The sequence below is a fragment of the Sphingobacterium daejeonense genome, assembly GCF_901472535.1.
GTDB classification, from domain to species: domain Bacteria; phylum Bacteroidota; class Bacteroidia; order Sphingobacteriales; family Sphingobacteriaceae; genus Sphingobacterium; species Sphingobacterium daejeonense.
Genome location: NZ_LR590470.1, coordinates 1,475,613 through 1,497,221 on the forward strand (window position 1 = coordinate 1,475,613; position 21,609 = coordinate 1,497,221).

Annotated in this window: 30 protein-coding genes and 2 pseudogenes; 25 read left to right on the top strand and 7 right to left on the bottom strand. The window is 38.4% G+C overall.

Annotated elements, in window-relative coordinates:
- Positions 1-893 precede the first annotated feature (893 nt).
- Both FGL31_RS22565 and FGL31_RS07035 read left to right on the top strand, forming a co-directional pair.
- Complete coding sequence (locus tag FGL31_RS22565; RefSeq protein ID WP_171017572.1) at positions 894-1,034, top strand: hypothetical protein; 141 nt, start codon at positions 894-896, stop codon at positions 1,032-1,034.
- 92 nt (positions 1,035-1,126) lie between these two features.
- Positions 1,127-1,597: a helix-turn-helix domain-containing protein gene (locus tag FGL31_RS07035; protein ID WP_171017573.1), complete on the top strand. Its 471-nt coding sequence runs from the start codon at positions 1,127-1,129 to the stop codon at positions 1,595-1,597.
- Between the two features lie 449 nt (positions 1,598-2,046).
- On the opposite strand, the gene FGL31_RS22570 is transcribed toward FGL31_RS07035, so the two are convergent.
- The 4 genes from FGL31_RS22570 to FGL31_RS24770 all read right to left on the bottom strand — a co-directional run bounded on the left by FGL31_RS22570 (position 2,047) and on the right by FGL31_RS24770 (position 3,942).
- On the bottom strand, positions 2,047-2,196 hold the full coding sequence (locus FGL31_RS22570) for a hypothetical protein (RefSeq protein ID WP_171017574.1): 150 nt from the start codon (positions 2,194-2,196) through the stop codon (positions 2,047-2,049).
- A 414-nt stretch (positions 2,197-2,610) separates the two neighbouring features.
- Entirely contained in the window at positions 2,611-3,081 is a 471-nt protein-coding gene (locus tag FGL31_RS24760) for a tyrosine-type recombinase/integrase (protein WP_232046345.1), read from the bottom strand.
- Entirely contained in the window at positions 3,048-3,632 is a 585-nt protein-coding gene (locus FGL31_RS24765; protein ID WP_232046346.1) for a phage integrase SAM-like domain-containing protein, read from the bottom strand. The genes FGL31_RS24760 and FGL31_RS24765 overlap by 34 nt, the downstream gene beginning before the upstream one ends.
- Before the next feature lie 148 nt (positions 3,633-3,780).
- Positions 3,781-3,942 carry a hypothetical protein gene (locus FGL31_RS24770; RefSeq protein WP_232046347.1) on the bottom strand — a complete coding sequence of 54 codons (162 nt, stop codon included), beginning with the start codon at positions 3,940-3,942 and terminating at the stop codon, positions 3,781-3,783.
- A 461-nt stretch (positions 3,943-4,403) separates the two neighbouring features.
- Here FGL31_RS24770 and FGL31_RS24775 point away from each other — a divergent pair, with 461 nt between their 5' ends.
- The 19 genes and pseudogenes from FGL31_RS24775 (at position 4,404) to FGL31_RS07110 (ending at position 14,931) form a co-directional block, all read left to right on the top strand.
- Positions 4,404-4,880, top strand: a complete 477-nt coding sequence (locus FGL31_RS24775) for an Arm DNA-binding domain-containing protein (protein ID WP_232046348.1) — start codon at positions 4,404-4,406, stop codon at positions 4,878-4,880.
- Positions 4,798-5,037, top strand: a complete 240-nt coding sequence (locus FGL31_RS24780) for a phage integrase SAM-like domain-containing protein (protein WP_232046349.1) — start codon at positions 4,798-4,800, stop codon at positions 5,035-5,037. Before FGL31_RS24775 ends, FGL31_RS24780 begins: the two co-directional genes overlap by 83 nt.
- Entirely contained in the window at positions 5,000-5,122 is a 123-nt protein-coding gene (locus FGL31_RS30500) for a hypothetical protein (RefSeq protein WP_512745608.1), read from the top strand. The genes FGL31_RS24780 and FGL31_RS30500 overlap by 38 nt, the downstream gene beginning before the upstream one ends.
- Positions 5,067-5,642 (top strand): site-specific integrase, encoded by a 576-nt coding sequence (locus tag FGL31_RS24785; protein WP_232046350.1) that lies wholly within the window; start codon positions 5,067-5,069, stop codon positions 5,640-5,642. The genes FGL31_RS30500 and FGL31_RS24785 overlap by 56 nt, the downstream gene beginning before the upstream one ends.
- A 220-nt stretch (positions 5,643-5,862) precedes the next feature.
- Positions 5,863-6,138 (top strand): helix-turn-helix domain-containing protein, encoded by a 276-nt coding sequence (locus FGL31_RS07050; protein WP_002993139.1) that lies wholly within the window; start codon positions 5,863-5,865, stop codon positions 6,136-6,138.
- A 660-nt stretch (positions 6,139-6,798) separates the two neighbouring features.
- Entirely contained in the window at positions 6,799-7,068 is a 270-nt protein-coding gene (locus FGL31_RS07060; protein WP_446677077.1) for a single-stranded DNA-binding protein, read from the top strand.
- Positions 6,968-7,192, top strand: a complete 225-nt coding sequence (locus tag FGL31_RS30260) for a single-stranded DNA-binding protein (RefSeq protein WP_446677085.1) — start codon at positions 6,968-6,970, stop codon at positions 7,190-7,192. The genes FGL31_RS07060 and FGL31_RS30260 overlap by 101 nt, the downstream gene beginning before the upstream one ends.
- Before the next feature lie 43 nt (positions 7,193-7,235).
- A pseudogene (locus FGL31_RS07065) lies at positions 7,236-8,312 on the top strand (DUF932 domain-containing protein).
- A 52-nt stretch (positions 8,313-8,364) separates the two neighbouring features.
- A complete protein-coding gene (locus tag FGL31_RS07070) occupies positions 8,365-8,562 on the top strand; it encodes a hypothetical protein (protein WP_002993144.1) in 198 nt (65 codons plus the stop codon).
- Positions 8,563-8,587: 25 nt separating this feature from the next.
- Positions 8,588-8,926: a hypothetical protein gene (locus FGL31_RS07075; RefSeq protein WP_002993145.1), complete on the top strand. Its 339-nt coding sequence runs from the start codon at positions 8,588-8,590 to the stop codon at positions 8,924-8,926.
- Positions 8,927-8,944: 18 nt separating this feature from the next.
- A complete protein-coding gene (locus FGL31_RS07080) occupies positions 8,945-9,169 on the top strand; it encodes a hypothetical protein (protein ID WP_002993146.1) in 225 nt (74 codons plus the stop codon).
- A 210-nt stretch (positions 9,170-9,379) separates the two neighbouring features.
- Positions 9,380-9,987: pseudogene (locus tag FGL31_RS07085) on the top strand (PRTRC system protein E).
- An 18-nt stretch (positions 9,988-10,005) separates the two neighbouring features.
- Positions 10,006-10,224: a PRTRC system protein C gene (locus tag FGL31_RS07090; RefSeq protein WP_002993150.1), complete on the top strand. Its 219-nt coding sequence runs from the start codon at positions 10,006-10,008 to the stop codon at positions 10,222-10,224.
- Positions 10,225-10,241: 17 nt separating this feature from the next.
- Entirely contained in the window at positions 10,242-10,733 is a 492-nt protein-coding gene (locus FGL31_RS24790) for a hypothetical protein (protein ID WP_232046351.1), read from the top strand.
- Positions 10,733-11,395, top strand: a complete 663-nt coding sequence (locus FGL31_RS24795) for a hypothetical protein (protein WP_232046352.1) — start codon at positions 10,733-10,735, stop codon at positions 11,393-11,395. The genes FGL31_RS24790 and FGL31_RS24795 overlap by 1 nt, the downstream gene beginning before the upstream one ends.
- Before the next feature lie 32 nt (positions 11,396-11,427).
- The gene (locus FGL31_RS07100) at positions 11,428-12,120 is read left to right on the top strand and encodes a PRTRC system protein B (protein WP_232046353.1); all 693 of its coding nucleotides are present in this window, start codon (positions 11,428-11,430) and stop codon (positions 12,118-12,120) included.
- A complete protein-coding gene (locus FGL31_RS24800; RefSeq protein WP_232046354.1) occupies positions 12,120-12,641 on the top strand; it encodes a ThiF family adenylyltransferase in 522 nt (173 codons plus the stop codon). Before FGL31_RS07100 ends, FGL31_RS24800 begins: the two co-directional genes overlap by 1 nt.
- A gap of 38 nt (positions 12,642-12,679) precedes the next feature.
- Complete coding sequence (locus FGL31_RS24805) at positions 12,680-12,925, top strand: ubiquitin-activating E1 family protein (protein ID WP_232046355.1); 246 nt, start codon at positions 12,680-12,682, stop codon at positions 12,923-12,925.
- A 470-nt stretch (positions 12,926-13,395) separates the two neighbouring features.
- Positions 13,396-14,931: a SulP family inorganic anion transporter gene (locus FGL31_RS07110; RefSeq protein ID WP_027384264.1), complete on the top strand. Its 1,536-nt coding sequence runs from the start codon at positions 13,396-13,398 to the stop codon at positions 14,929-14,931.
- A gap of 198 nt (positions 14,932-15,129) precedes the next feature.
- On the opposite strand, the gene FGL31_RS07115 is transcribed toward FGL31_RS07110, so the two are convergent.
- The gene (locus FGL31_RS07115) at positions 15,130-16,170 is read right to left on the bottom strand and encodes an IS110 family RNA-guided transposase (RefSeq protein WP_138090268.1); all 1,041 of its coding nucleotides are present in this window, start codon (positions 16,168-16,170) and stop codon (positions 15,130-15,132) included.
- A gap of 400 nt (positions 16,171-16,570) precedes the next feature.
- On the opposite strand from FGL31_RS07115, the gene FGL31_RS07120 reads away from it, so the two are divergent.
- From FGL31_RS07120 to FGL31_RS07135, 4 genes are read left to right on the top strand one after another with little or no spacing between them, the layout of a single operon-like run.
- Positions 16,571-16,879 (top strand): helix-turn-helix domain-containing protein, encoded by a 309-nt coding sequence (locus FGL31_RS07120; protein ID WP_002993154.1) that lies wholly within the window; start codon positions 16,571-16,573, stop codon positions 16,877-16,879.
- A gap of 23 nt (positions 16,880-16,902) precedes the next feature.
- Positions 16,903-18,405 carry an SMEK domain-containing protein gene (locus tag FGL31_RS07125; protein ID WP_002993155.1) on the top strand — a complete coding sequence of 501 codons (1,503 nt, stop codon included), beginning with the start codon at positions 16,903-16,905 and terminating at the stop codon, positions 18,403-18,405.
- On the top strand, positions 18,402-19,850 hold the full coding sequence (locus tag FGL31_RS07130) for an argonaute/piwi family protein (protein WP_002993156.1): 1,449 nt from the start codon (positions 18,402-18,404) through the stop codon (positions 19,848-19,850). Before FGL31_RS07125 ends, FGL31_RS07130 begins: the two co-directional genes overlap by 4 nt.
- Before the next feature lie 5 nt (positions 19,851-19,855).
- Positions 19,856-20,707, top strand: a complete 852-nt coding sequence (locus tag FGL31_RS07135) for a pPIWI-associating nuclease domain-containing protein (RefSeq protein WP_002993157.1) — start codon at positions 19,856-19,858, stop codon at positions 20,705-20,707.
- A gap of 2 nt (positions 20,708-20,709) precedes the next feature.
- Here the strand turns inward: FGL31_RS07135 and FGL31_RS07140 are convergent, their stop codons facing one another.
- A complete protein-coding gene (locus tag FGL31_RS07140; RefSeq protein ID WP_002993158.1) occupies positions 20,710-21,093 on the bottom strand; it encodes a response regulator in 384 nt (127 codons plus the stop codon).
- 273 nt (positions 21,094-21,366) lie between these two features.
- Positions 21,367-21,561, bottom strand: coding sequence for a helix-turn-helix domain-containing protein (locus FGL31_RS30265; RefSeq protein ID WP_232046356.1), 195 nt, complete (start codon positions 21,559-21,561; stop codon positions 21,367-21,369).
- Between the last annotated feature and the right edge of the window lie 48 nt (positions 21,562-21,609).

Sequence of the window (21,609 nt, forward strand, 5' to 3'; positions counted from 1 at the left end):
TTCATGGTCAAAGTTTTGGTATGCTCCCTATACGGATCCCGGCAGGCACTATCGGATTTCTTGGGGACCGGGATGCTGTGATAGGTTAATATCAATGCTAAAAAATTAAGGTATCGGTGCTGTATGGTTCCTTCCAGTGATATTGTTCTTGCAGTGCTGTGGTGAGCGTGAGAAACTAATTGTGTATCTATCAGAAAATTTCTGTAGTCCAACATATTTGGAAGGCAAAAAAGGATTTCTGTCAAAATGTACACATGCTACCGAAAGCTCTGTAGATGACAAACCTATACACCGGGGATTGTGTATGTCCGAATTATTGGATTTAGATCCGCTGATAATTTCTAGGCTGAGGTTCAAGGTTTACATATACTAATGCATTGAACTACCGACTGAACCAAATAAATAGGATTTAGTAAGTGACCTTTGTCCTCACCCAACGGCGTAACAAGCAGCCTCATTTTTATATCTTGAGAGATTTATAGTTTTTTTATTTCACTTAGGGACTTGGAATTAATAGTCTGTCACATTGCATCGAGCTAATGATGGAATGTCAATGTCGTTGGTTAGGGACTCGAAAAAAATGTGGTACCATTAAGAATGTTGCATTTCTAATAAGCATTTGATGTGAGATGCTCTCATCAATGCAGCTGAAATGGCCCACAATATTTTATTAAATGGGATGTGTTGTCCCTCCCAGCGAAGCCAGCGAATGAGTTTGAAAATAAAAAAGTTCCCATTTGCTTTATTTCTTTTATATCATTTCTAACAATAGATTTTCCAATATCCTTCACTCCATAAAGGGCCATGCCCTTTACAGGTGTGATCGTTACCAGTTGATGGCATTCCTCAAGAGGGATTCGGCCTGAAAGTTGTTAATTCGATAAAAGAATTTGGTGAGTAACCATTGTTCTCACCCTACGGCGTCACAAGAAGCCTCGATATGTCGATTGAACCAATGGGGAAAAATGGAAGTCCATACTTGCCAATACGTCAAAGAAAACACAGCTATTGCTGATGGTTACAATAATCCGTAACTTTAGACCTAAGTTAAATGTTTACTTTTCAATATCGTGAGTGGTTTCTTACCGATTTACCGGTAAAGCACCGATCCATTATTTTGATGATTATGAATACTAATTTTAAGGATAAAAAACAAACCATGCATATCGGCCACAACATCAAGCGTATCCGTGAGATCCAGGGGATCAAACAGGAGGCATTCGGCCAACTCTGTCGGAACAGGTATTCTCAACAAAGGATTTCAGACTTTGAGAATATGGTCGATCTGGATGAAGCCCTTTTGGAAGAACTTGCAACGGCATTGAGAGTTACACCTGAATTTGTTAAGTCCTTTAAGGATGAAAATGTAATTTATAATATTCAAAATAACAATAATACATTTAATGACAATTCAGTCGATCAGAGTCATAGCCAACATACACAACCAACAATCCATAATGATGGGTCAGATAAGCTGGTTGCCCTGCTCGAAAAATTTATTGAGGAAGATCGCGTAAAGACGCAGTCCATTGCAGAGCTCAGCAAAGCTGTTCTTGACCTGATGAATGAAATAAAAAACCTCAAGGGTAGCAACTAGGCGCCATCAGATATTGATGGCCCAAACTGTGCCGCAGTAAATGACAGAAAGGATGGACTTGGGTTGTGAAGCAGTCCTTAGCCCAACTATTTAGTTCTTTTATAATCTCGGGTTGATTCCTTGATGTGGAAGTATTTTTTTTCTGTTATGGGGGTTTCAGCATTTCCGCACCACTATAGCCCAAAAAATAATCTCGGACAGAATTCCAGTTGATATTTCGCTCTTTTTTGTCGGTTGGTATATTTTTCTCACCATATTCGAAGTAATTGGCAAGCAATGATGCCCCAGACATCAGGGGGGAGCAAAGAGATAGCCTCTTTCCGTTGTCGGATTCTTTAGGTCCTTTAACTGGAGGAAAAGGTCCAGTAATGGCTTATGGTCTCCACTGACTATCTGTATCTTTGATCTGGGCGATATGGCCCTAAGCTTCTTTTTTTATTTCGTGCAGTTCAGAAACCTTGGCCCTCCAATTCATCCTTTAAGCGATCCCTGTCTTCGATGATGTTCTTGTATTCAATGAAAAACCTTTCCGAACCAACTTCATCAAAAAGTAGTTTGGAAAGTACGTTCCTTGTGTCGTTAATGTTTTGCCAATCCATGATTTTCCTGCACGTAAGAAACAGATTTTTTGATCCGGTCCTCATTGGTTAGGGTCACTTCCCATTTGTCCACCTGTTTCAGCGCTTCCCTGATTTGGTCAGTTTATGTATCCTGGTCTTGGTTAATCTTTGGTAATAGTGCGTAGTTTCCCTTGATCGGATGTCCTTGTCTACGTACTGAATCACCCTTGTTAGGAATGTTTGCTCATTGCCAAGGGGATTGTTTTCAAAGTAATACCGTAGGTGGTAACGGTAAAAGGGCAGGTACTCATTTTCTTTCAGACTGAAAATGCACATTACCAGATAGCCTGGGATATGGGTAAGGGTCATTTTTCAGAAATCCACCTAGATCAAATTTGTTTTTTCGAAGTCTCCAGGTTTTTTCTCAACTTAAAGAAATTTTCTTCCATGATCTTAAAATCTATTCAGTGCATCGATTAATGAATCCGTGCTTGCAGATTCGTATTTCATTAAAGTCCTTATATCGGAATGTGCCGTTAGTTTCTGCACAAGGGTAATAGGAATGTTCCTGCTCAATAGGTTCGTTACCATTGATCTCCTTCCGACATGACTGGAAAGAAAATCATGTTTCTTTTTTTCTATCACCAGTTTTTGTTTTCCCGAATATCTGGTGATCTTGATCGTTTCGTCCAGTCCTGCAAGTTTTCCGACCGTTTTTATATATTCATTGAATTTCTGGTTAGATATCTTGGGTACATTGTAGCCGATACGCTCCAAGATATCCCTTGCCGGGGATATGTAACCCTCGAACGGTACGATCACCCTTTTCTTGACCTTTATCGAAATAAAGTCCCAAGCATTGTTTTTTATGTCCTTGCGATCAAAGTTGATCAGGTCCTCGAACCGCTGCCCCGTGTAGCACAACAGACAGAATAGGTCACGCACCTTTCCAGGCTGGGTTTGGCCGAAAGGTCATGGTTCATCAGTTTCTCTATCTCGGCTTCGGACAGGGCAATGACCTCATTGTAGGCTTTCTTCTTAAAGTTTGTTTTCTGGGTCTTGAAAACATCGGGATGCACCAGGTGATCATTGTCATTGCACCACTTCAAGAACACCTTTAAGGTTGAAATGTACTTGTGTATGGTGTCGTTCAGTAAACCGGTCTTATCATCATCGTTGGTGTTCTTCTTTCGGCTTAGGAATACTTCGAACTGATCGAGAAATTTGCTGTCCATTTCCCTGAGCACAAGATTTGAGCCTTTCTGTTTTTCAAAGTCTTCCAGTCCTTTAAATACGGTCCTGTATTCCTTTAAGGTGCCTTCTTTGACAAAATTGGATTTATAGGACAGGAATTGTGTTTTCAGGTGGGAAATGGATATTTCTCTGCTTACTGCATTGTCCCTGTCGATACAGCCCTGTATGACCTGTTTATAATCTTCCTTGGATAAAAACTGATTTTTGTCTTTCTTGGTCATCGCATCCCGTATGCAGAGATTGGCCAGGTTGTTCAGTTCGACGTTGAGTTCCAGCGCTCCGCTTGCACTTGGTTTCAGTCTTTCCTTCTCAAAATCCCAACTTTTGGGAAAGATCTTGTAGTTTGTCCTGTATTTGATCCTGCATGATTTAATCAGGTGAAAAGAAAAGGTACAGCGCAGTGGGCGATGGGTTCCAGAATTTCTCTGGAAGGTTTTTCTTTTTTCCTCCTACTTTGGATAGTTCCCGTTTGACCTTCTCAGGTACAATTTCTGGGTTATAGGGCTTGTCTAAATAAAAATTTACTTTCATGTTTTTTCGGACATATTTCGGACAGAAATGCTTAATAATACCATATTTTACCTTGATAAGGTTGGATAAAGATAGGTAATATAATTTATAAAAGCTTAATAATCAGGTTAAAGTATGAAAAATAAAATTAATGCAAATTAACAGTTCGAATCCTGCCACCCCGACAACACTTACACTAAGTAAGGTCAAAAACCCTCAAATTCTATGAATTTGAGGGTTTTTTGTTTTATATTATATCAGGAAACCCCAATAAATATCAATCTAAATGTGAGTTAAACGGTGAGTCTTTTTAAGTTTTATATTTACTCACCGGATAGCTTATAAATAATTGTAAATCATTTATTTACAACATTTATTTTGATGCTATTTATTATTGTTTGACTTCTTTACTGCATCATATCCAATAGTTGGATTGAGAGAACTGCACTAAAGTGTATCAGTTGAACATAAAATAAATGGATATGAAGAGTAAAAACACTTTTGGGATTCAATTCCTGTTACGGTTGCCCAAGAACAAGAAAGACGAAATGGCCACTGTTTATGCAAGGATTACAGTAAACGGCCGTAGAACTGAAATTTCCCTAAAAAGCAAAGTATCGATCAACAATTGGGACGAAGTAAAAGGAAGAGCAAAAGGAAAACGCCAAGAAATCGTAAAGCTGAACAGCCACATGGAGCAGGTACGCTCCCTTATTTTCGATTGTTATCACCAGTTGGTGCAGCAAAATAAAACCGTTACCATTGAAGCGGTTAAATCTGTCTACCTAGGCGAGGACATAGAGGAAACAATGACTCTTCTAAAGCTAGTGGAATACCATAAACAAGTGGCAGTAAGTAAACTTGCCCCCGGTTACCATGAAAAATTATTATACCACCGAAACCTATATTCAAAAATTTATAAAACAAAAATATGGAAAAAAAGACATACCGTTGGATGAACTGAACTATCGGTTCATTTTGGATTTTGAAAACTTCCTTAATGACTACAAACCTAAAGATCATCATAAGCCCATAAATAATAATGGGGTGATGAAAACATATGGAACGTTTGCGGAAGATGGTCAATTTGGCTGTTACGATGGATTGGCTGGTTAGGGATCCATTTGCCAAATACAAACTTCGGTTTGAAAAAGGTAGAAAGAGGCCATTTGTCAAAAGAGGAGCTAACTGTTTTGCTTAATAAATCCTTTTCAATAGAGCGTCTGCAATCCGTGTCGGACATGTTCATTTTTAGTTGCTATACAGGTCTTGCTTACATCGACATTTTTAACCTGACCCCCGAAAATATTTCAAAAGGAATCGACGGAAAAGATTGGTTGACGACAAAAAGACAAAAGACCGATACAACGGTTCGAGTTCCTTTGCTGCCCGAGGCTTCAGATCTTCTTAAGAAGTACAGAGGGCATCCGGTAGCTGAGGCGAATGGAACGATCTTCCCTGTCATATCCAACCAGCGAATGAACGGTTATTTAAAAGAGATCGCAGAAATTTGCGGCATCAATAAAAATTTAACGTTCCATCTCGCAAGGCATACTTTTGCTACAACGGTGACATTAAGCAATGGGGTGCCAATTGAATCGGTGAGTAAAATGCTTGGCCATACATCTATACGTACCACCCAAATTTATGCTAAGGTGTTGGAACATAAGCTAAGTGAGGATATGCACAAGTTAGAGGTTAGAATGGCTTCCCAGGATTAGATACTTCTAGATCATTATTGAAATGAAACGAGGTAAGGTTGTAATTTTAATGGATGCAATACTATATGTGTGCCTTTGGACGCCAAATGCAAACCACTGACTGCCATGTTGATCAAATTTGTAGATACTTTTGGTTCATTTGTATCCGTAAAGACAGAAAAGACCATAAATCAATTCTGTTCTAGAGGAGAGAATTTAGAAACATTAAAAAGCAGCGCAAATGAAAGTAGAACTTATCACTAAAGAAGACTTAGATAGCTTTAAAAAGGAACTTCTTGAAGAAATCAGGAGAAATAGACCACATCCGAGAAAAGCCGAAAAGGAGCCTCGGGAATGGCTCAAGAGTTACGAGATCCGAGAATTATTGGGGATTTCAGCGGGGACACTCCAAAACCTTCGGCTAAACGGAACGTTACCGTTCACGAAAATCGGTGGATTGATGTATTATCGGTATGAAGATATCCGGAAACTAATGGATGGTGTTGATGGGAGTTAGGGATTAAAATATTAAAAAATAAATGATATCAAGCAGGATTTGACGATCCTGCTTTTTTTTTGCCGGTACTTTTTGCAGCCAAAGCACATTTACCTCCCATAGCAATATCCTCGCAGTAAAAGAGCTTTCCGGCTATTTCTGAAACAGAAATTTTTAAAAAAAACCTCTCCGCTATTCCCATTTTCAGATATTTTTAAAATCCCTGTTCTGTGGTTTTGAGAACCACACCTTAAGAAAACATTTATCAATCCGACGAATTGGAAGTATTATTTCAATTCAAAACAGACCATTTTCTAATGCAATTTTCTCGGCTTCCACATTTCTTTTATTCAAAGAAGCCTGTATGCACTATTGTCCCATTTCAAGAGCAAAGGTATTTCCGTGTTCTTAACACCGCCAAAAGGTCAAGCAAGTTTGAAAAAAAATCTCCACCCGCTGGGTAGTATTTATTTTTCAAAACCTTGTGTCGGCTAAACACGAACCTTTTATGCTCGTGAAACGAAACATAGCATACTCCGGCTCTTTGGACGAATAAAAAAAATGTCAGTTATGAAAATTATAAGCATTAAAAATGGTAATGAAACGAAACAGCACCTCCTCTCATTACCGAATAAATCAGAAAAATTAAATCAAATATCAATCACTAAAAAATCAGCGAAAATGAACATCACAGGCAGACTGACAAGAAATGCGGAAGTACGCACATTGTCGAACGAAAAACAGGTGGTAAACTTTTCAGTAGCGGTAAACGACAGCTACCGTAACAAACCAGGGCGAACGAGTAGAGCAAACCACCTACTTCGATTGTGCCTACTGGATAACTCCAAACGTGGCAAGGCTACTGACAAAAGGCACTTTGGTAGAACTCACAGGGCGTGTAAGTCCGAGAGCGTGGGTAAACAAAGACGGAGAACCAAGAGCAGGACTTAATTTCCATACCTCACAAATCAAATTGCACGGAGGTAGCAATAGAGCCGAAACCGTACAGGTTACTGCAAAAGCAGAAAACAACAGCATTGCAGGAATATCAACCGAGGACGACCTCCCATTTTAACAACGAATATTCAATCGTTTTTCAACATCAAAATTTTAGCATTATGGCACATAACATCAATTACAACGAGAAAACAGGACGTTATTCATTCTTTAGCGTTCAGCAAAAAGCGTGGCACGGTCTGGGGCAAATCGTAGAGCAGTACCCCACAAGCGAGGAAGCTATCCGACACGCAGGGTTAGATTACGAGGTAGTCAAATCCCCTCTGTTTACCAAAGGTTCGGGCATTACCGAAACCGCAGACGGTATCGAGATAGGCAGTAACGAACTGGAAGTACCTAACTGTTTCGCCAACATACGCACCGATAACAATGCCGTATTGGGCGTAGTGGGTAAAGATTACCACATCGTACAAAACCGTGAAGCGTTCAGTTTCTTTGATGCTATCGTAGGAGGTGGCGAGGGTATTCTGTACGAAACCGCAGGGGCATTGGGCAAAGGCGAACGCATTTTTATCACAGCCAAATTGCCCGACTATATCCGTGTAGGCAATGGCGATGATGTTACGGAAAAATACATCTTCCTTACCACAAGCCACGACGGAAGCGGAAGTATTACCGCAGCGTTTACGCCTATCCGTATCGTTTGCCAAAACACCCTTAACGCTTCATTGCGGGAATATGACCAATGTAGTCCGTATCAAGCACACATCGGGAGCAAAAACAGCGTATCGAGAATGCACATAGGATAATGGGGTTAGCCAACACATTGAGTGACCAGCTACAGGGTATTTTCAATGACTGGACAACGATAAGGGCAACAGACCAAGAGGTCAGAAAGCTAATCCAATTGGCACTATGCCCGAACAAAGAAACCCTTGAGCTCATCAAAAAAGGTGCTGAAGACGAAATATCAACAATGTTTAAAAATGCCGTGAACGATGCGTTTGCCTATGCAATGACGAGTGATACGCAACAAATGGACACTACAAAAGGCACATTGTTCGGAGCATACAATGCTGTTACAGGCTACTTCCAAAAATGTACGCAATTACAGGGATGACGAAGCCAAGTTACAGAGTATTGTATTGGGTGGAACGGCTCAAATGAAAGGACAAAAAGCATTTGACCTATGTACAGCCTTTGCGACAGACGGTGCGGAAATCCTAAACCTCAATTAGATAATCACAGGCTACCGCCACAATCGGTTGTAGCCTGTTAAAAATAAGTTTTATGAAAGCGATAACAATAGAGGAAGCCAAAAATTTGGCGAGAGCCAAGAGCCTTGAAAAGAAGCACAAAGGCGAAAGCGTATTTATCATTTACTGCAATCGTACAGAGCATTTCTATATAGACACGAACGGTTTAGTACGCCTTTGGGAAAAATTACACGGCTACTATGTAAATGGGGTTTATGCCACCGAAGATTAACGCATAACATTCAAAAGCAGTTACAATGGAAACGAACGCCATAGCGATAAAATTTGTCAGCCACGAAGTACCCGAATTGGAAACGCTGAAAACCTCAAAGGTCTATCAGCTAAGGGAAAAACTGAACAAGGGCGAGAAGCTAAGCCGAGCCGAGAAAAATTGGATTGCGGAAGCGGTAAACCGAAACGCCTTTTTTAACGGGGCAGTTCCCCTAATGGGTTATCGGTTTGGGTTTGATGATATTCTAAAAACCTATGTAGTGAAGCAGTACGACAGTTGGCAGGAATACAGCGCACCCGACAAAACGAGCCTACGGAGTATAATCTATGGCAGGATTGACCAAATAGCAGAAATCAGTCATTAACACTTAAAGCAATCAAAGATGGAAACAACAGATAGAATTACCAAAGAAACAGACCTTGAAAAGTTTTGCAGGGAGCGATTTAAGCACTTGACCAATGCACAGCTTGTGGCAAGGGTAAACGGTCTTCCCGATTTTGGTTGGGATGATGAGGGCGTGGAACTGCGAAGAAGGCATAGGGTATCAAACGGTGCGTTTGACTATGCCTTTAATCATAACACGATGGTAATCCTAAAAGACGATTAATGATGTACGTAACAGATTTAAAACGGTTTGCCAAATCGAAGTAACGGATTTAAAGGAAGCCATAAAAATAGCAGGGCGGTACAAAGAATACCGCCACGAGGACGAGCGTTTTTCCGAGTTCGACAAGAGGCAAAAAGCCTATTGGGCGGATATGTACGAGAAACTTACAGCCATCAAAGAACAAGTAACAACACATTAAAACTCACAGCAATGAACACAAATTTTTTCAATCAAGTACAGCAGTTGGATTTTACAGGAATATTGCAACTGAACATTTCTAAGGGGATAGAAAACAAACTAATCGTAACAGTATTGCTCAACAATGAGCAATGCGGAGATAGTGCGAAAAACCTCATTCCCCCATTGATTTTTAACGCCACTTCGCAGGAGTTTGACGAGGGATTTTTTGAGCAGATAAACGCACAATTAAAGCCATATCGGGTTTAATGGTGGATATGGAAGCCTTTATGAAGCAAATGGAAACCGTCAAACTGCAATCCGAAATGGAGAAGCAGAAAACCGAGAAAGCCAAAAAGGAAAAAGAAACCAAAGACAAGAAGTACAAAGACGGTATGGCAAAGGTGGACGAGTTGGAGAAAGAGGGCAAGTTCCGTGAAGCGTGGATGAAAGTACCCGACATTACGGAGTTTCCCGAAAAAGCGGACGAGATACGCAAACGCAAAACGTCATTGTCCGACAAGTTCGGGACACCGAGCCTTTTTGGTGGAGTAACGGAGGAGCAACCCGAACCGCCAAAAACGGAGGAGGTTGCTACCTATTGCCCAATAAATACAACAAACGAAGAAGTAGAATATTAACAATTAAAAACGAACATTATGTTATTAGCAACAGTATTACCGAGAATTTTCATACTCAAAGATAAAGGACAGGATATTCCATTGACTGACCCCGAACCACGTTGGAGCGTGGAAGCCGTAATGAATTTCTATGCAAATTCTTATCCGATACTGACCACTGCCAAAGTATCTGCCCCTGTTATCCGTGACGATACAATACAGTACCGATTTGAGAGTGTAATGGGAACGAAAGGTTAAATCAAAAATCAAAAAAAATGAATTATGCAACGCAATATCATATCGGGCATCATCAAAACCCTACAGCAACCGAAACAGAAGACTTTGCACAAACAGTTGGGCGAGTTCGCAGATTGGATGCAAAGACCAAAGAACGCAGACGAAATAAGAAAAGACAAAATGAAATCGGTACCGATAACGGTACTACCAATGGTTTTCTAAAATGCTCATTTCTGCCTAAACTGCAAGAAGCACAAACCGTACAGGCTTGTGGAAAATCGGAAAAGACGGAAAGGGATTTTTATCAGTCCCTTTCCAAATTGGCAGGGCATTACGGTATACAACCTATGCAGTCCAGGCAGTACGGCTATCCCTACAATATCGCTTTAGCTTTGGATTCCACAGAGGAACAGTTAAGAAAGAAGTTTCGTGATTGGGAAGAACTCCGTTTGATACAGGATAGTAAGAAAACGTATTTCGTAAGTGAAGAACGGTACAGTACAGGTGCAACCTGTATTACATTCCCGTAGTGCCATTGTACCGACTATCTAAGCATCCCAATCGCAAGCAAGCCGTACAGCTATTGCAATCCGTGTGTGCGTACCTATACCACATTGCAGATGTTCCTTACTATCGACAGGAAAACAGTTATCTGTATTGGATGTATGAAATGGTAACAGAGTGGATTGTAAGCGATGACGAGAATGAGGACACGACAACGTATTTAAGCGAGATTAGGCAATCAGAACAGATAGGCGAACGTATGGAGCAGAAAATTTACAACAAGCACAATTTGAGCCGATTTGCAGTCCGTTTAAACTCCTTTAAAATCAAAGACAGCTTTGACCAAGATTGCTACAAACTGGCAAGTGAAGCCTTTGCCTTGTATGAACAATACCCGAATGCTACCATAAACCGTAATGCCCTGCCAAGCGGAGAAGCAAGCGAAGAAGATATGGAAAATAGTATAGGTGTGGAAAAGTACGTTTCGTTCTGTGCCGATGCAAAAGGTATTTTGTTTCAAACACTTTTTGAGAGCGTGAACACCGAGTTGCAAGAATACGGACAAATGGAAGAACCCACCATTGTGAAAAGGTTTGATGGTAGTGATATTACTGCAAATACCCTTGAATTTGAAAACCGTGTTTTTGCCTTAATTGAGGAATTGATATACATACTGAATAACTTTTAGATACTCTAAAATGAAAGATATAACACAAAACTTTGGAACGCTTTACCACCCTTTATCGGCTTTTGGTTTTTTACCAAACCAAAGGAAGTAATAGAACCACCTATGTAGAGCATTTTGATATGGATAGGAACGGTAATCCAATCAACGCCCATCCTTTGACCGAGAGAGAAGCTAAAGAATTGGCAAAAGCACTCAATACGGAAAAGGAAAAGAGCAAGGCATTTTTAAAATCTAACGGCATTCTGCCTACCAACGTCCTGCACATTAATCCGAGTGAAAACGGTACGGTACTTTGGTACACCAAAGCACGAAAAGTCAAAATGTTCTTTACTGAAAGTCTTGAAATACCAAACGGTACGGCGAAAGTACCTGCAATGCTTTGGTATGCAAGCAAACAGAGCCTTATTGTTTTCGCCCTAGAAAAAGACCGAAGACCTACCGAGAATACCGTATTATTTCACGCACCATTTTTCAATATTTACGAGGACGGACACGTATGTATGGGAACTGTAGATATCAATATCAAAAATTCTGCTTCGGTTGAAGAATTTATGCAAGCGTGGGAAAGCTACTTTTTTAACAGCTATTTCAGTCACTTGGTAAACGAACACAACCCCATAAAAGGAAATTGTGTAAGCCTTTGGAAAGACCTCATCGGCACAGACAAAGCCTTTCCTAAAGATATATTGAAAAAGACAAACAAGACCATAAAAACGATATTGTAATGAGCAAAGAAATTTTAAAAGTCCATTTTACGGACAGCGATTTGATAAATCCTACCAATCCCATAACGGTAAACGTAATCGGTGCAGGTGGTACAGGCTCAAAAGTAATGACTGCCTTGCTTGAGATGAACCACAGCCTAAACGAGTTAGGACACGCAGGGTTGTTTATTCGTCTTTGGGATGATGATGTAATTACCCAAGCCAATTTAGGAAGACAGCGTTTTGCAGAAAGTGAGGTCGGTTTGTACAAATCTGTTGCTATCATTAACCGTATAAATCGCTTCTCAGGTACGAACTGGAAAGCGGAAGCAAGGAAATTTGAAAAAGACAATAGCGACAGTTTCCCCGAAAATGCAGGAGGAAGTATTTATATTTCCTGTGTGGATAGCGTAAAAGCAAGATTTGAAATTGCGGAAATATTAAGTGAATTGAGCAGTGGAAGACCCTATTCCAACGCCCACGTTATTGGTTGGACTTCGGCAACAGTCAACATACAGGACAAGTTTTACTATCTACCATAGGAAAAATTCGCCAACCCAATTCAGAGAAATATGAAACGGTGGCAAGCCTGCCAATGGTTACGGATGAATTTGGCGAACTGCTTAAACAATCCGAACTGGAAGACGATACACCGAGCTGTTCCCTTGCCGAAGCGTTGGAAAAGCAGGACTTGTATATCAATTCCTCATTGGTTCAGATGGGTTGTTCACTGTTATGGGGTATGTTTAAAAATGGTTTGACACCATACAGGGGATTTTTTCACAACCTGAAAGATTTCCGAACCCATCCTATAAAAGTCGCCTGATTGGAAAATCGGGCGGCAAAAAGACACTCCCTCCCGATGGTCGGGACAGTCTTTTTGCATAAATCGGAGCAACCTCTTTGGCAAAATGGGATGCCTACCCACCATTCATTCCGGCACATTTTACCAAACAGGTTGCGACATTATTTGAGGGATGTTCATTATCCCTTTTGTTGTTTTAGGGAACTTCTTTTCTTGCCACATTGGCGACCAAAGAAAAGATTCTGTGTTATAAAACAAATATTTTTAGATTTATTTTGTATTAAATTGTATAAAATAATTATAAATTGTACTTTTGCACCACTCAATGAAAAGAACAGTACAAATATCATCCCAAGTTACTCCGCCCTGAGCGTAGGCTAAACTGTTGTTTTTTCCAATTTTAATTTATTGGCTTTTTTATGGTACCCAAAGGTTTTACTTTGGTACACCCTCTTTTTTATTTACATTTTTCATATTAAACATAATCTTTTATGCAGAAAGTTATTAATCTGTTTGATTTCAGACAGAAAATTAATTACAAGAATGAAATTCTTGCAGGTCTGGCAGTAGCTATGACCATGATCCCAGAGTCTTTATCGTTTGCTATTTTAGCTGGTCTCTCACCATTAACAGGTCTATATGCAGCTTTTTTAATGGGTATTGTAACCGCAATCCTAGGAGGCAGACCCGGAATGGTTTCCGGAGGTGCCGGAGCGACTGTTGTCGTGCTTATTGCACTGGCAGCATCACATGGGGTGGAATATCTTTTTGCCGCTGTTATAATGGCAGGTATAATGCAATTTTTAGTAGGAGTTTTCAAACTTGGTAAATTTGTGCGTTTAATCCCACAACCGGTAATGTATGGTTTTTTGAACGGTCTTGCAGTAATCATTTTCATGGCACAGGTAGCTCAATTTAAAGTCGTAGAAAACGGGATTGAAGGTTGGATGCAGGGTTCTGCACTCTATTTAATGGTAGGATTGACATTGTTAACCATAGCAATTGTATTTATATTACCTAAGTTTACCAAGGCTGTTCCTGCGTCCTTAGTTGCGATAATAGTTGTATTCGCTATCGTATACTTTTTCGGCATCGATACTAAAAAAGTAATTGATATAGCTTCTGTAGGTGGTTCACTACCATCATTTCATATTCCGGGAATTCCATTTAATCTGGAAACCCTGAAAATTATTTTCCCGTATGCCTTAGTAATGGCAGGTGTTGGACTGATTGAAAGCTTATTAACACTGAATATGGTTGATGAAATAACCGGTACAAAAGGACAATCCAACCGTGAGGCTGCCGCACAGGGCATAGCCAATATCACAAATGGCTTCTTTGGAGGAATGGGTGGATGTGCAATGGTTGCTCAAACATTGGTTAATATCGGAGCTGGAGGAAGAGCCCGACTTTCTGCAATAGTGGGAGCGCTTGCGATCTTATTGATCATTTTAGTGGCAGGCCCTGTAATCGAACAAATACCTATGGCTGCCTTAGTCGGTGTAATGATGATGGTAGCTATAGGAACCTTTGAATGGGTAAGTTTCCGTATTATCAATAAAATGCCTCGACACGACATTTTTATTGGTATGCTTGTAGCAGTTATCACCGTATTATTACACAACTTAGCTTTGGCGGTTTTAATAGGTGTGGTTATCTCAGCCCTGGTGTTTGCCTGGGAAAGTGCCAAACGTATCCGTGCAAGAAAATATGTAGATGAAGATGGTGTAAAACATTACGAAATTTTTGGTCCGCTCTTCTTTGGTTCTACTACTGCATTTATAGAAAAATTTGATGTTGTAAGCGATCCGAACGAGGTAGTAATTGATTTTAAAGAAAGTAAAGTAGTAGATATGTCTGCCATTGAAGCCCTAAATAAAATTACAGAGAAGTATCACAAGGAAGGTAAAAGACTACATTTACGTCATTTAAGTCAAGATTGTAGGCAATTACTTAAAAATGCTGAAACAGTTATTGATGTGAATATTATCGAAGATCCTACCTACAAAGTAATGACTAATAAGTAACATTGGTATAAATAAGTTTACATCGAAAGCTATAAGATTTTTTCTATGGTTTTCGATGTTTTTTTTATGCATTTCAGCCTTTTAATTCTAAACTAAGTTTAAATATTAGATTTAAATAAATCCAAAAAGGTTAGGGGGTTATAAGCTAAAGCCAACCTCTTAAACAAATTATCGATAGAGAATTAAGCTTCTCCTTATTTACATCGCTACTTCCTGAAAAGGAATGATTTGATACTGGTGTTCTGAATTATAATAAGAATTGTTTTTCCATAATATAAAAGTCAATTCTAGCAGTTTTCTTTGGATGGCAACTATAGCCTTCATTTTGATACCATGCCTTGAAACTATTCTTAAGAAAATATCTCTGAACCTTTCATCAGTCCTAATTTCAGCTAATGCTGGAAAGTGCATTACCTTTCTTATATTCCTATTACCCCGCTTGGAGATTCGAGGTTTGGATTTCACTGAGGTTCCAGATGTCTTTTCTCTTACATCTAATCCTGCATAACTGACCAACTGTCTTTTATTCTTTATTAACTCAAATCCGTTGGTTTCTGCTATAATCGTTACAGCAGTTAGATTTCCAATTCCGGGAATAGAAGATACCATTTTGATCTTTTCCACTAGAGTTTGATCTCCTTTGATAAGTATAGCAATTTCCTCCCTTATCTCTTTTTCCTGTAAATCAATAAGAGCAATTCTTTTTTTAGTTCGTTGCACTGAGTTTTCACTTGATGTTGCAGAAGTACGTTCTGCATGTAGTTGATTTTTTAACATTGTTCTCTCATGTACCAACTGCTCACGTTCCCGACAAAGCTGTCTCAGATCATTAAATATTTTTAAAGGAGGTAGCCAAACTTCCAACTTCCTTTCCAAACCAAATCTCGCAATGGCTTGTGAAGCACTCTTATCAGTTATGGTTTTTATATCAAGTGTTTTCGCATAATTACTGATTTTGTTTGGTAAAATGATACTGACTTGTTTTTGAATACTACATAAATAATATGCCAAGGATTCATGGTACACTCCTGTTGCTTCCATTACGTACCGTACCTCTGTTGTATTTGAAGTCTGCTTATTTACCCATGATACAAGGCTTGAAAATCCTTTTTTAGTATTGGGAAATACTTTGTAGTCATAAACTTCTATGTTGATCTGCTCATCCATTTTACCAAGCGATACAACTAATTCATTTTGTGCAACATCAATTCCTACTGTCTGCTTTAATAATACCTTCATCTTATCTGGTTTAGGTAAGTGATAACCTTTCTTCATCTTTTCTCCTGACTGGATATACTGGCTATAAGACTCATTATACTGAGCAAATTCCTTACATTCTGTTCAGATTCTAAAAGGTTAAAGAAGGGGAGGCAGTCTCTTTTCTTGAATATACCATAAGGCTATTTAAAGCAAAATCTGCTCTCGCCCTTCTTCACTTAGATTATATTGTACAAACATAGGAGAAGCAAAAGAACGCCGCATTATTTACCGCCACACAGTTATTAATTTTATCAGATAATTACCTTGAAGAGCCACAATAACTGGTTAATAATATATTGCCTGCTCAATGCGATTAATAGTTAAAGGAATAACGTATATTTGACATTATTTGTCAAGTAGAATATTTCAAATACACAAAATGGATTATAAAAAAACAGTTGGAGAAATATTACGTGCTAAACGAGAGGAGAAAGGGCTTCTCTTAAGGCAAGTTGCTGCTTTGCTCGAAATGGATACAGCAATTCTGAGTAAAATTGAAAGAGGGCAAAGAAATATCAATAAGGAACAGGTTTTTAAACTCGCAGATATTTTGGGCATAGAACGAGAAGAATTACTTATTCAATACCTCAGTGAGAAAATTGCAATTGAGCTAAAAGACGAATCGTTGGCGGATAAAACTCTTAGAGTTGCCGAAAAGAAGATAAAGTATATGTCACAAACTAAATAATAAACCTCGAAATATTTCAAAAATTGAACAGGATTGAATACATCAACAAGATCACTACTTGTGCAGCGAGATTTGTCCACGAAGTGGAAGGGTTTAATGCAATAGGAAATTATCATATTAATATCCATGCAGAGAATTTTTTGGTACCGTTATTAAATGAGGTTTTCGGGTTGGAACTTGAAAATCTTAATTCTACAAAAAAGAAAAATTTTCCAGCAATTGATCTGGCCGACTTTAAGAATAGGGTGGCTTTTCAAATTACGTCAACATCTTCTCTTGATAAAATTAGGACTACGCTCGAAACATTCTCAAAGTATGACCTACAAAATGAGTTTGATGTACTCTACTTATATATTCTCACAGAAAAGAAGCCGCAATACAATGATGCAAAACTGAAAGATGTAATACCCGATAGTTTTGGGTTTGAGTCAAGTGACCATATTATAGACAAGGACGTTATTCTTCAGAAAATAAATGCTATAAGCTCAACGCCCAAAATTCAAGCGATTTCTAAATTATACGAGCATGAGTTTTCGGATATACAGATTGAACAGCGCCAGCTTAAGTTCGAAAATGGATACTTGAATAACGAGCCAGAAGATATTTCGCCTAACATGGTTAAAATATCATTTCCGAAGGTTTTGTATAAGGCAGAATTGTTTATTAATGAAGAAGCTATCCTCGAAAATCTAAACGATTATTTGGAGAGTATTGGAAAAAGGAAAGTGAAAAAGTTGAAGCCAAACACACTGGTCAAAAAGGCTTTAAAACAAAATAAAGTATATTTTGAAGACTGGATTTTACATGAAAAGTGTATTTATACTTTTCGGGATTTATCTAAAAACAACGAACCATTGAGAAAAATTATAGATGCTGGCACAATAACTACTTTGGATTGTAAAGACTTCTACGAACAAGATGAAGCGAGTAACAAAGTATTCAAAAACCTTTTAAGAAAATCTCTGATCCAACTTTGCTATTATAAAGGAATAGAATTCTTCCCGCCAAGAGGAATTTTCAGATTTGCCAATTCAAGACCTCCTAAAGCAAAGCAAATTAGATGGAAGGGTAAAAAAGAGTCTACCAAGACAGTAATATTCGAAATGACAAATAAGAAGGAGGGGCACATAATCTGTTATAGACACTTAGCATTCAAAGCATCTTTTTTAAATTTTGAAATAGATTGGTATTTGGTCATAAATCCAACATGGAGCTTTACAAATCCGGGTGGATATAGGGAAAGTCGATTTGAATCAGCATATATGGCAGGAATAAAACGACTTGAGAATAACAATTCTGTTTACAATTACTTTAGATTCTTTGCGTACTACTTATCTTATACGGACCTGTTTGTTACTGAATATCCATACCTGCAGACCTCGAAAAATGAGCCATTAAGTTTATCTCCCAGCCTAGATGAACAAAAATGGATACCCGTTAAAATCGTTGAAGAAACATCTGAGTTTACTCCAACGGAAATAAGCCTTGATAACGAATTAACCAACTCAATTTTTTCTGATCAATGAAATTAAGATATATAGAAGAACCATCATTACAATTTGGCTTAGGACATCAGATTTGTCCTAAAAGTGGCATTTACAATTTTAATCCATTTGATATTGATCAAGTTAGACCTGAAAAAATCACCATTGGAGTAGTTGGAAAATCTGACAGTGTTGATGCAGTTTTAGAATGGATAGAATCATGCAAAACCCATATTGATGGAAAACAAAGTAAAACCCCACATCCCAACCTTTTTCTAAATTTTTGCGGTTTCAATAAAAGTATAGGCTTTAAGTGCGAGATCAATTATGATGATACATACCTAAGAAAGTTAAATAACTCTGATTTAGAGAAAATCGTCAAGAAAAGCAACTCCCTGGAAACGATAATTGCAGAAATTACAGAACTCTATTTAGCTGAAATCAAATTCTTATCTAAAAACAAAAAACCAGATGTAATTCTTTGCGCTTTGCCTGAAAATTTAATGAAACATATTACCGAAGCTAAGGCAAAAGCTTCTGGTGAAGATGAAGAAGAAACTGAAGTTCATGAACGTGATTTTGATGAAGATGAGGTTTCTTCAAAAGAACAGAATTTCAGGAGAAATCTTAAAGCAAAGGCAATGCAATATAATGTGCCTATCCAAATCATTAGGGATAGAGTTGCAAAACCAACCAAAGAGATGCAAGATCCTGCAACGGTTGCTTGGAATTTTTTTACAGCATTATACTATAAAGCTTCAGGAACGCCTTGGGCATTGATCAGAAAAGACACTGCTGAAACTACTTGTTATGCCGGTATAAGCTTCTTTAAAAGTAGAGATAGAAGCTCAACACAAACAAGTATTGCCCAAATATTTAATGAGTTAGGGAAAGGTGTCATTTTAAGAGGTGAGGAAATTACTTTGAAAAAAAACGATAGAACACCACATCTAAGTGAAGAACAAGCATTCAATCTTCTAAAGCAGTCCCTAACTGAATATTATGAAGCCGTAAAAATTTTTCCGAAAAGACTAGTAATCCATAAGACCTCTAACTTCAGTGAAGATGAAGTTTACGGGTTTACCCAAGCAGCTCGTGATTTGCATATAAATCAAGTTGACTTAGTTTCTATACAAACATCTGATTTAAGATTATACAGGAATGGCAATTATCCGCCGATGAGGGGAACACATTTCGCTATGAGTTATAAACACCACTTGCTATATACAAGAGGATCTGTGCCGTACTACGAAACGTATCCAGGTAGATATATCCCTCGAGCCATTGAAATAAAATTAGCACAACATGATGAATCTCCAAACATCATTTGCGATGAAATCCTTGCATTAACCAAAATGAATTGGAATAATACACAATTTGATAGGCAGATGCCTATTACAATTGAATGTGCGAGAAATGTTGGAGAAATATTAAAATATTTGAACCAAGAAGATAGTATGCAGCTTAAATACAGCTTTTATATGTAGAGACTATGGAGAAAGCCGAAAAAATAAAACAATTACTATCCAACCAATTTGAGTTGGATTTATTTGAAGCTTCAATTGCTAGCTTAAATGATCGAACAAACAAACTTCGCTTTAATAATTTTGCATGCTCTATAAGGGAGTTGTCACGACATTTTTTATATAACCTTGCTCCGGAAGAACGTGTGAAAAATTGTGTTTGGTTTAGCCCCGAAACTGCAGACGGAAAACCTACAAGAAACCAAAGAATTAAATACGCAGTCCAAGGTGGAATAGACGACACTTTTTTAGATCGTTGGGGATTTGAGGTTGACGAACTCAAAGACATGATAAAGGATGTAAAAGAAACAATCAATACTTTAAGCAAGTATACCCATATTAATCCTGAGGTGTTTAATATTAGCGATTCTGAAATTGAGCGTATGAGCCAAGATGTACTTAACTCTTTTATTAGTTTGGTAGAAACAATTGAGAACTATCGTGAAGATCTTAAACAATTCCTTGATGGACATATCGAAGAGCATATGGTATCATCCGTTGTAACTAATTTTTTTGAGAATGTTGATCGACTTGCACCTCACCATTCACTGGAATATAGTGAAGTGTCAGAATATCATATTTCAGAAATTAATGAATATGAAATTGTAGTGGACGTCTTTGGAGATTTACATGTGATTCTTGAATATGGGTCTAATAAAGAAAGACGTGAAGGTGATGGATTAGACTTGCCAGAAACATTCCCTTTTGAAACGAAGATACGCTATCAAATTGAAGAGGATTTTCCGTCCTCTAAGTTTGAGGTCGATGACTACGATGTGGATACTTCAAGTTGGTATGGAGACGATGATGATGAAATATAGTCTTAAGCACTGAAGATAGCTTTCTTAAAATCATCAACATCGCTTCCAAGTAGTAGATAACTTGAAAACCCAATCTCTAAAAGAGATTTCCCAACTTTCTCATCATCAATATCGCTATGGGCAACCAGTTTGATTGCAGGGTACTCTTTCCTTAATTCTTGAAGCTGTTTAAGCACATTTTGGTCGTAAAAATCCAAGTCAATAATACAGACTTTGGGGAGTTCATTCAATGAAGACAACTGTGTTAGCCCATTTTCAATGCTTTCTGACCGAGATAGTATTTCCATTCCAGATGCAGCGAGATCTTTGCAGATGTTATCGGTTACAGGGCTTTTGTCATTGATAAAAGACAGGGAGATTGTTTCTTGTACAGTACCAGTTTTCATACGTTACCTTTTTTTGAGTTAGATGAAGTTCCTGCACAAAAAGAAAGCGCAGGCAACTACACTTACCGCACATTGAGGTACTGGTATACCCGACAACGAATAAGCGAGCGCCCACGCCTATGGCATGAGCGTTCTTCCTTATCGTCCCGTTGTCTAAAAATTACCAGTTTTCAATGTGGGACTTAAAGCAAAAACACTTTAAGTATTTCTATATTTTACATAGCAAAGATACTAAACTCGTTTCGATATAGAAATATGATTGCTTGAAATCCGTTACTTGTTCTTTTGTCCATTGCAGACATAGTTTTGTTCAAGTATCCGTAAAAGGTCGGTTTGCTTAAAAATGATTTTGCCGCCTATCTGGATGTATGGGAGTATTTGGTCATCACGATATTGCTGTAAAGTCCGTCTGCTGATATGTAACAGCTTGCACACATCTTCGCCCGAAAGATATATTTCACCGTTCATTACAGGACGGTAGTTTTTTTAATATCTGTTCAATACGATTTCGTAGCT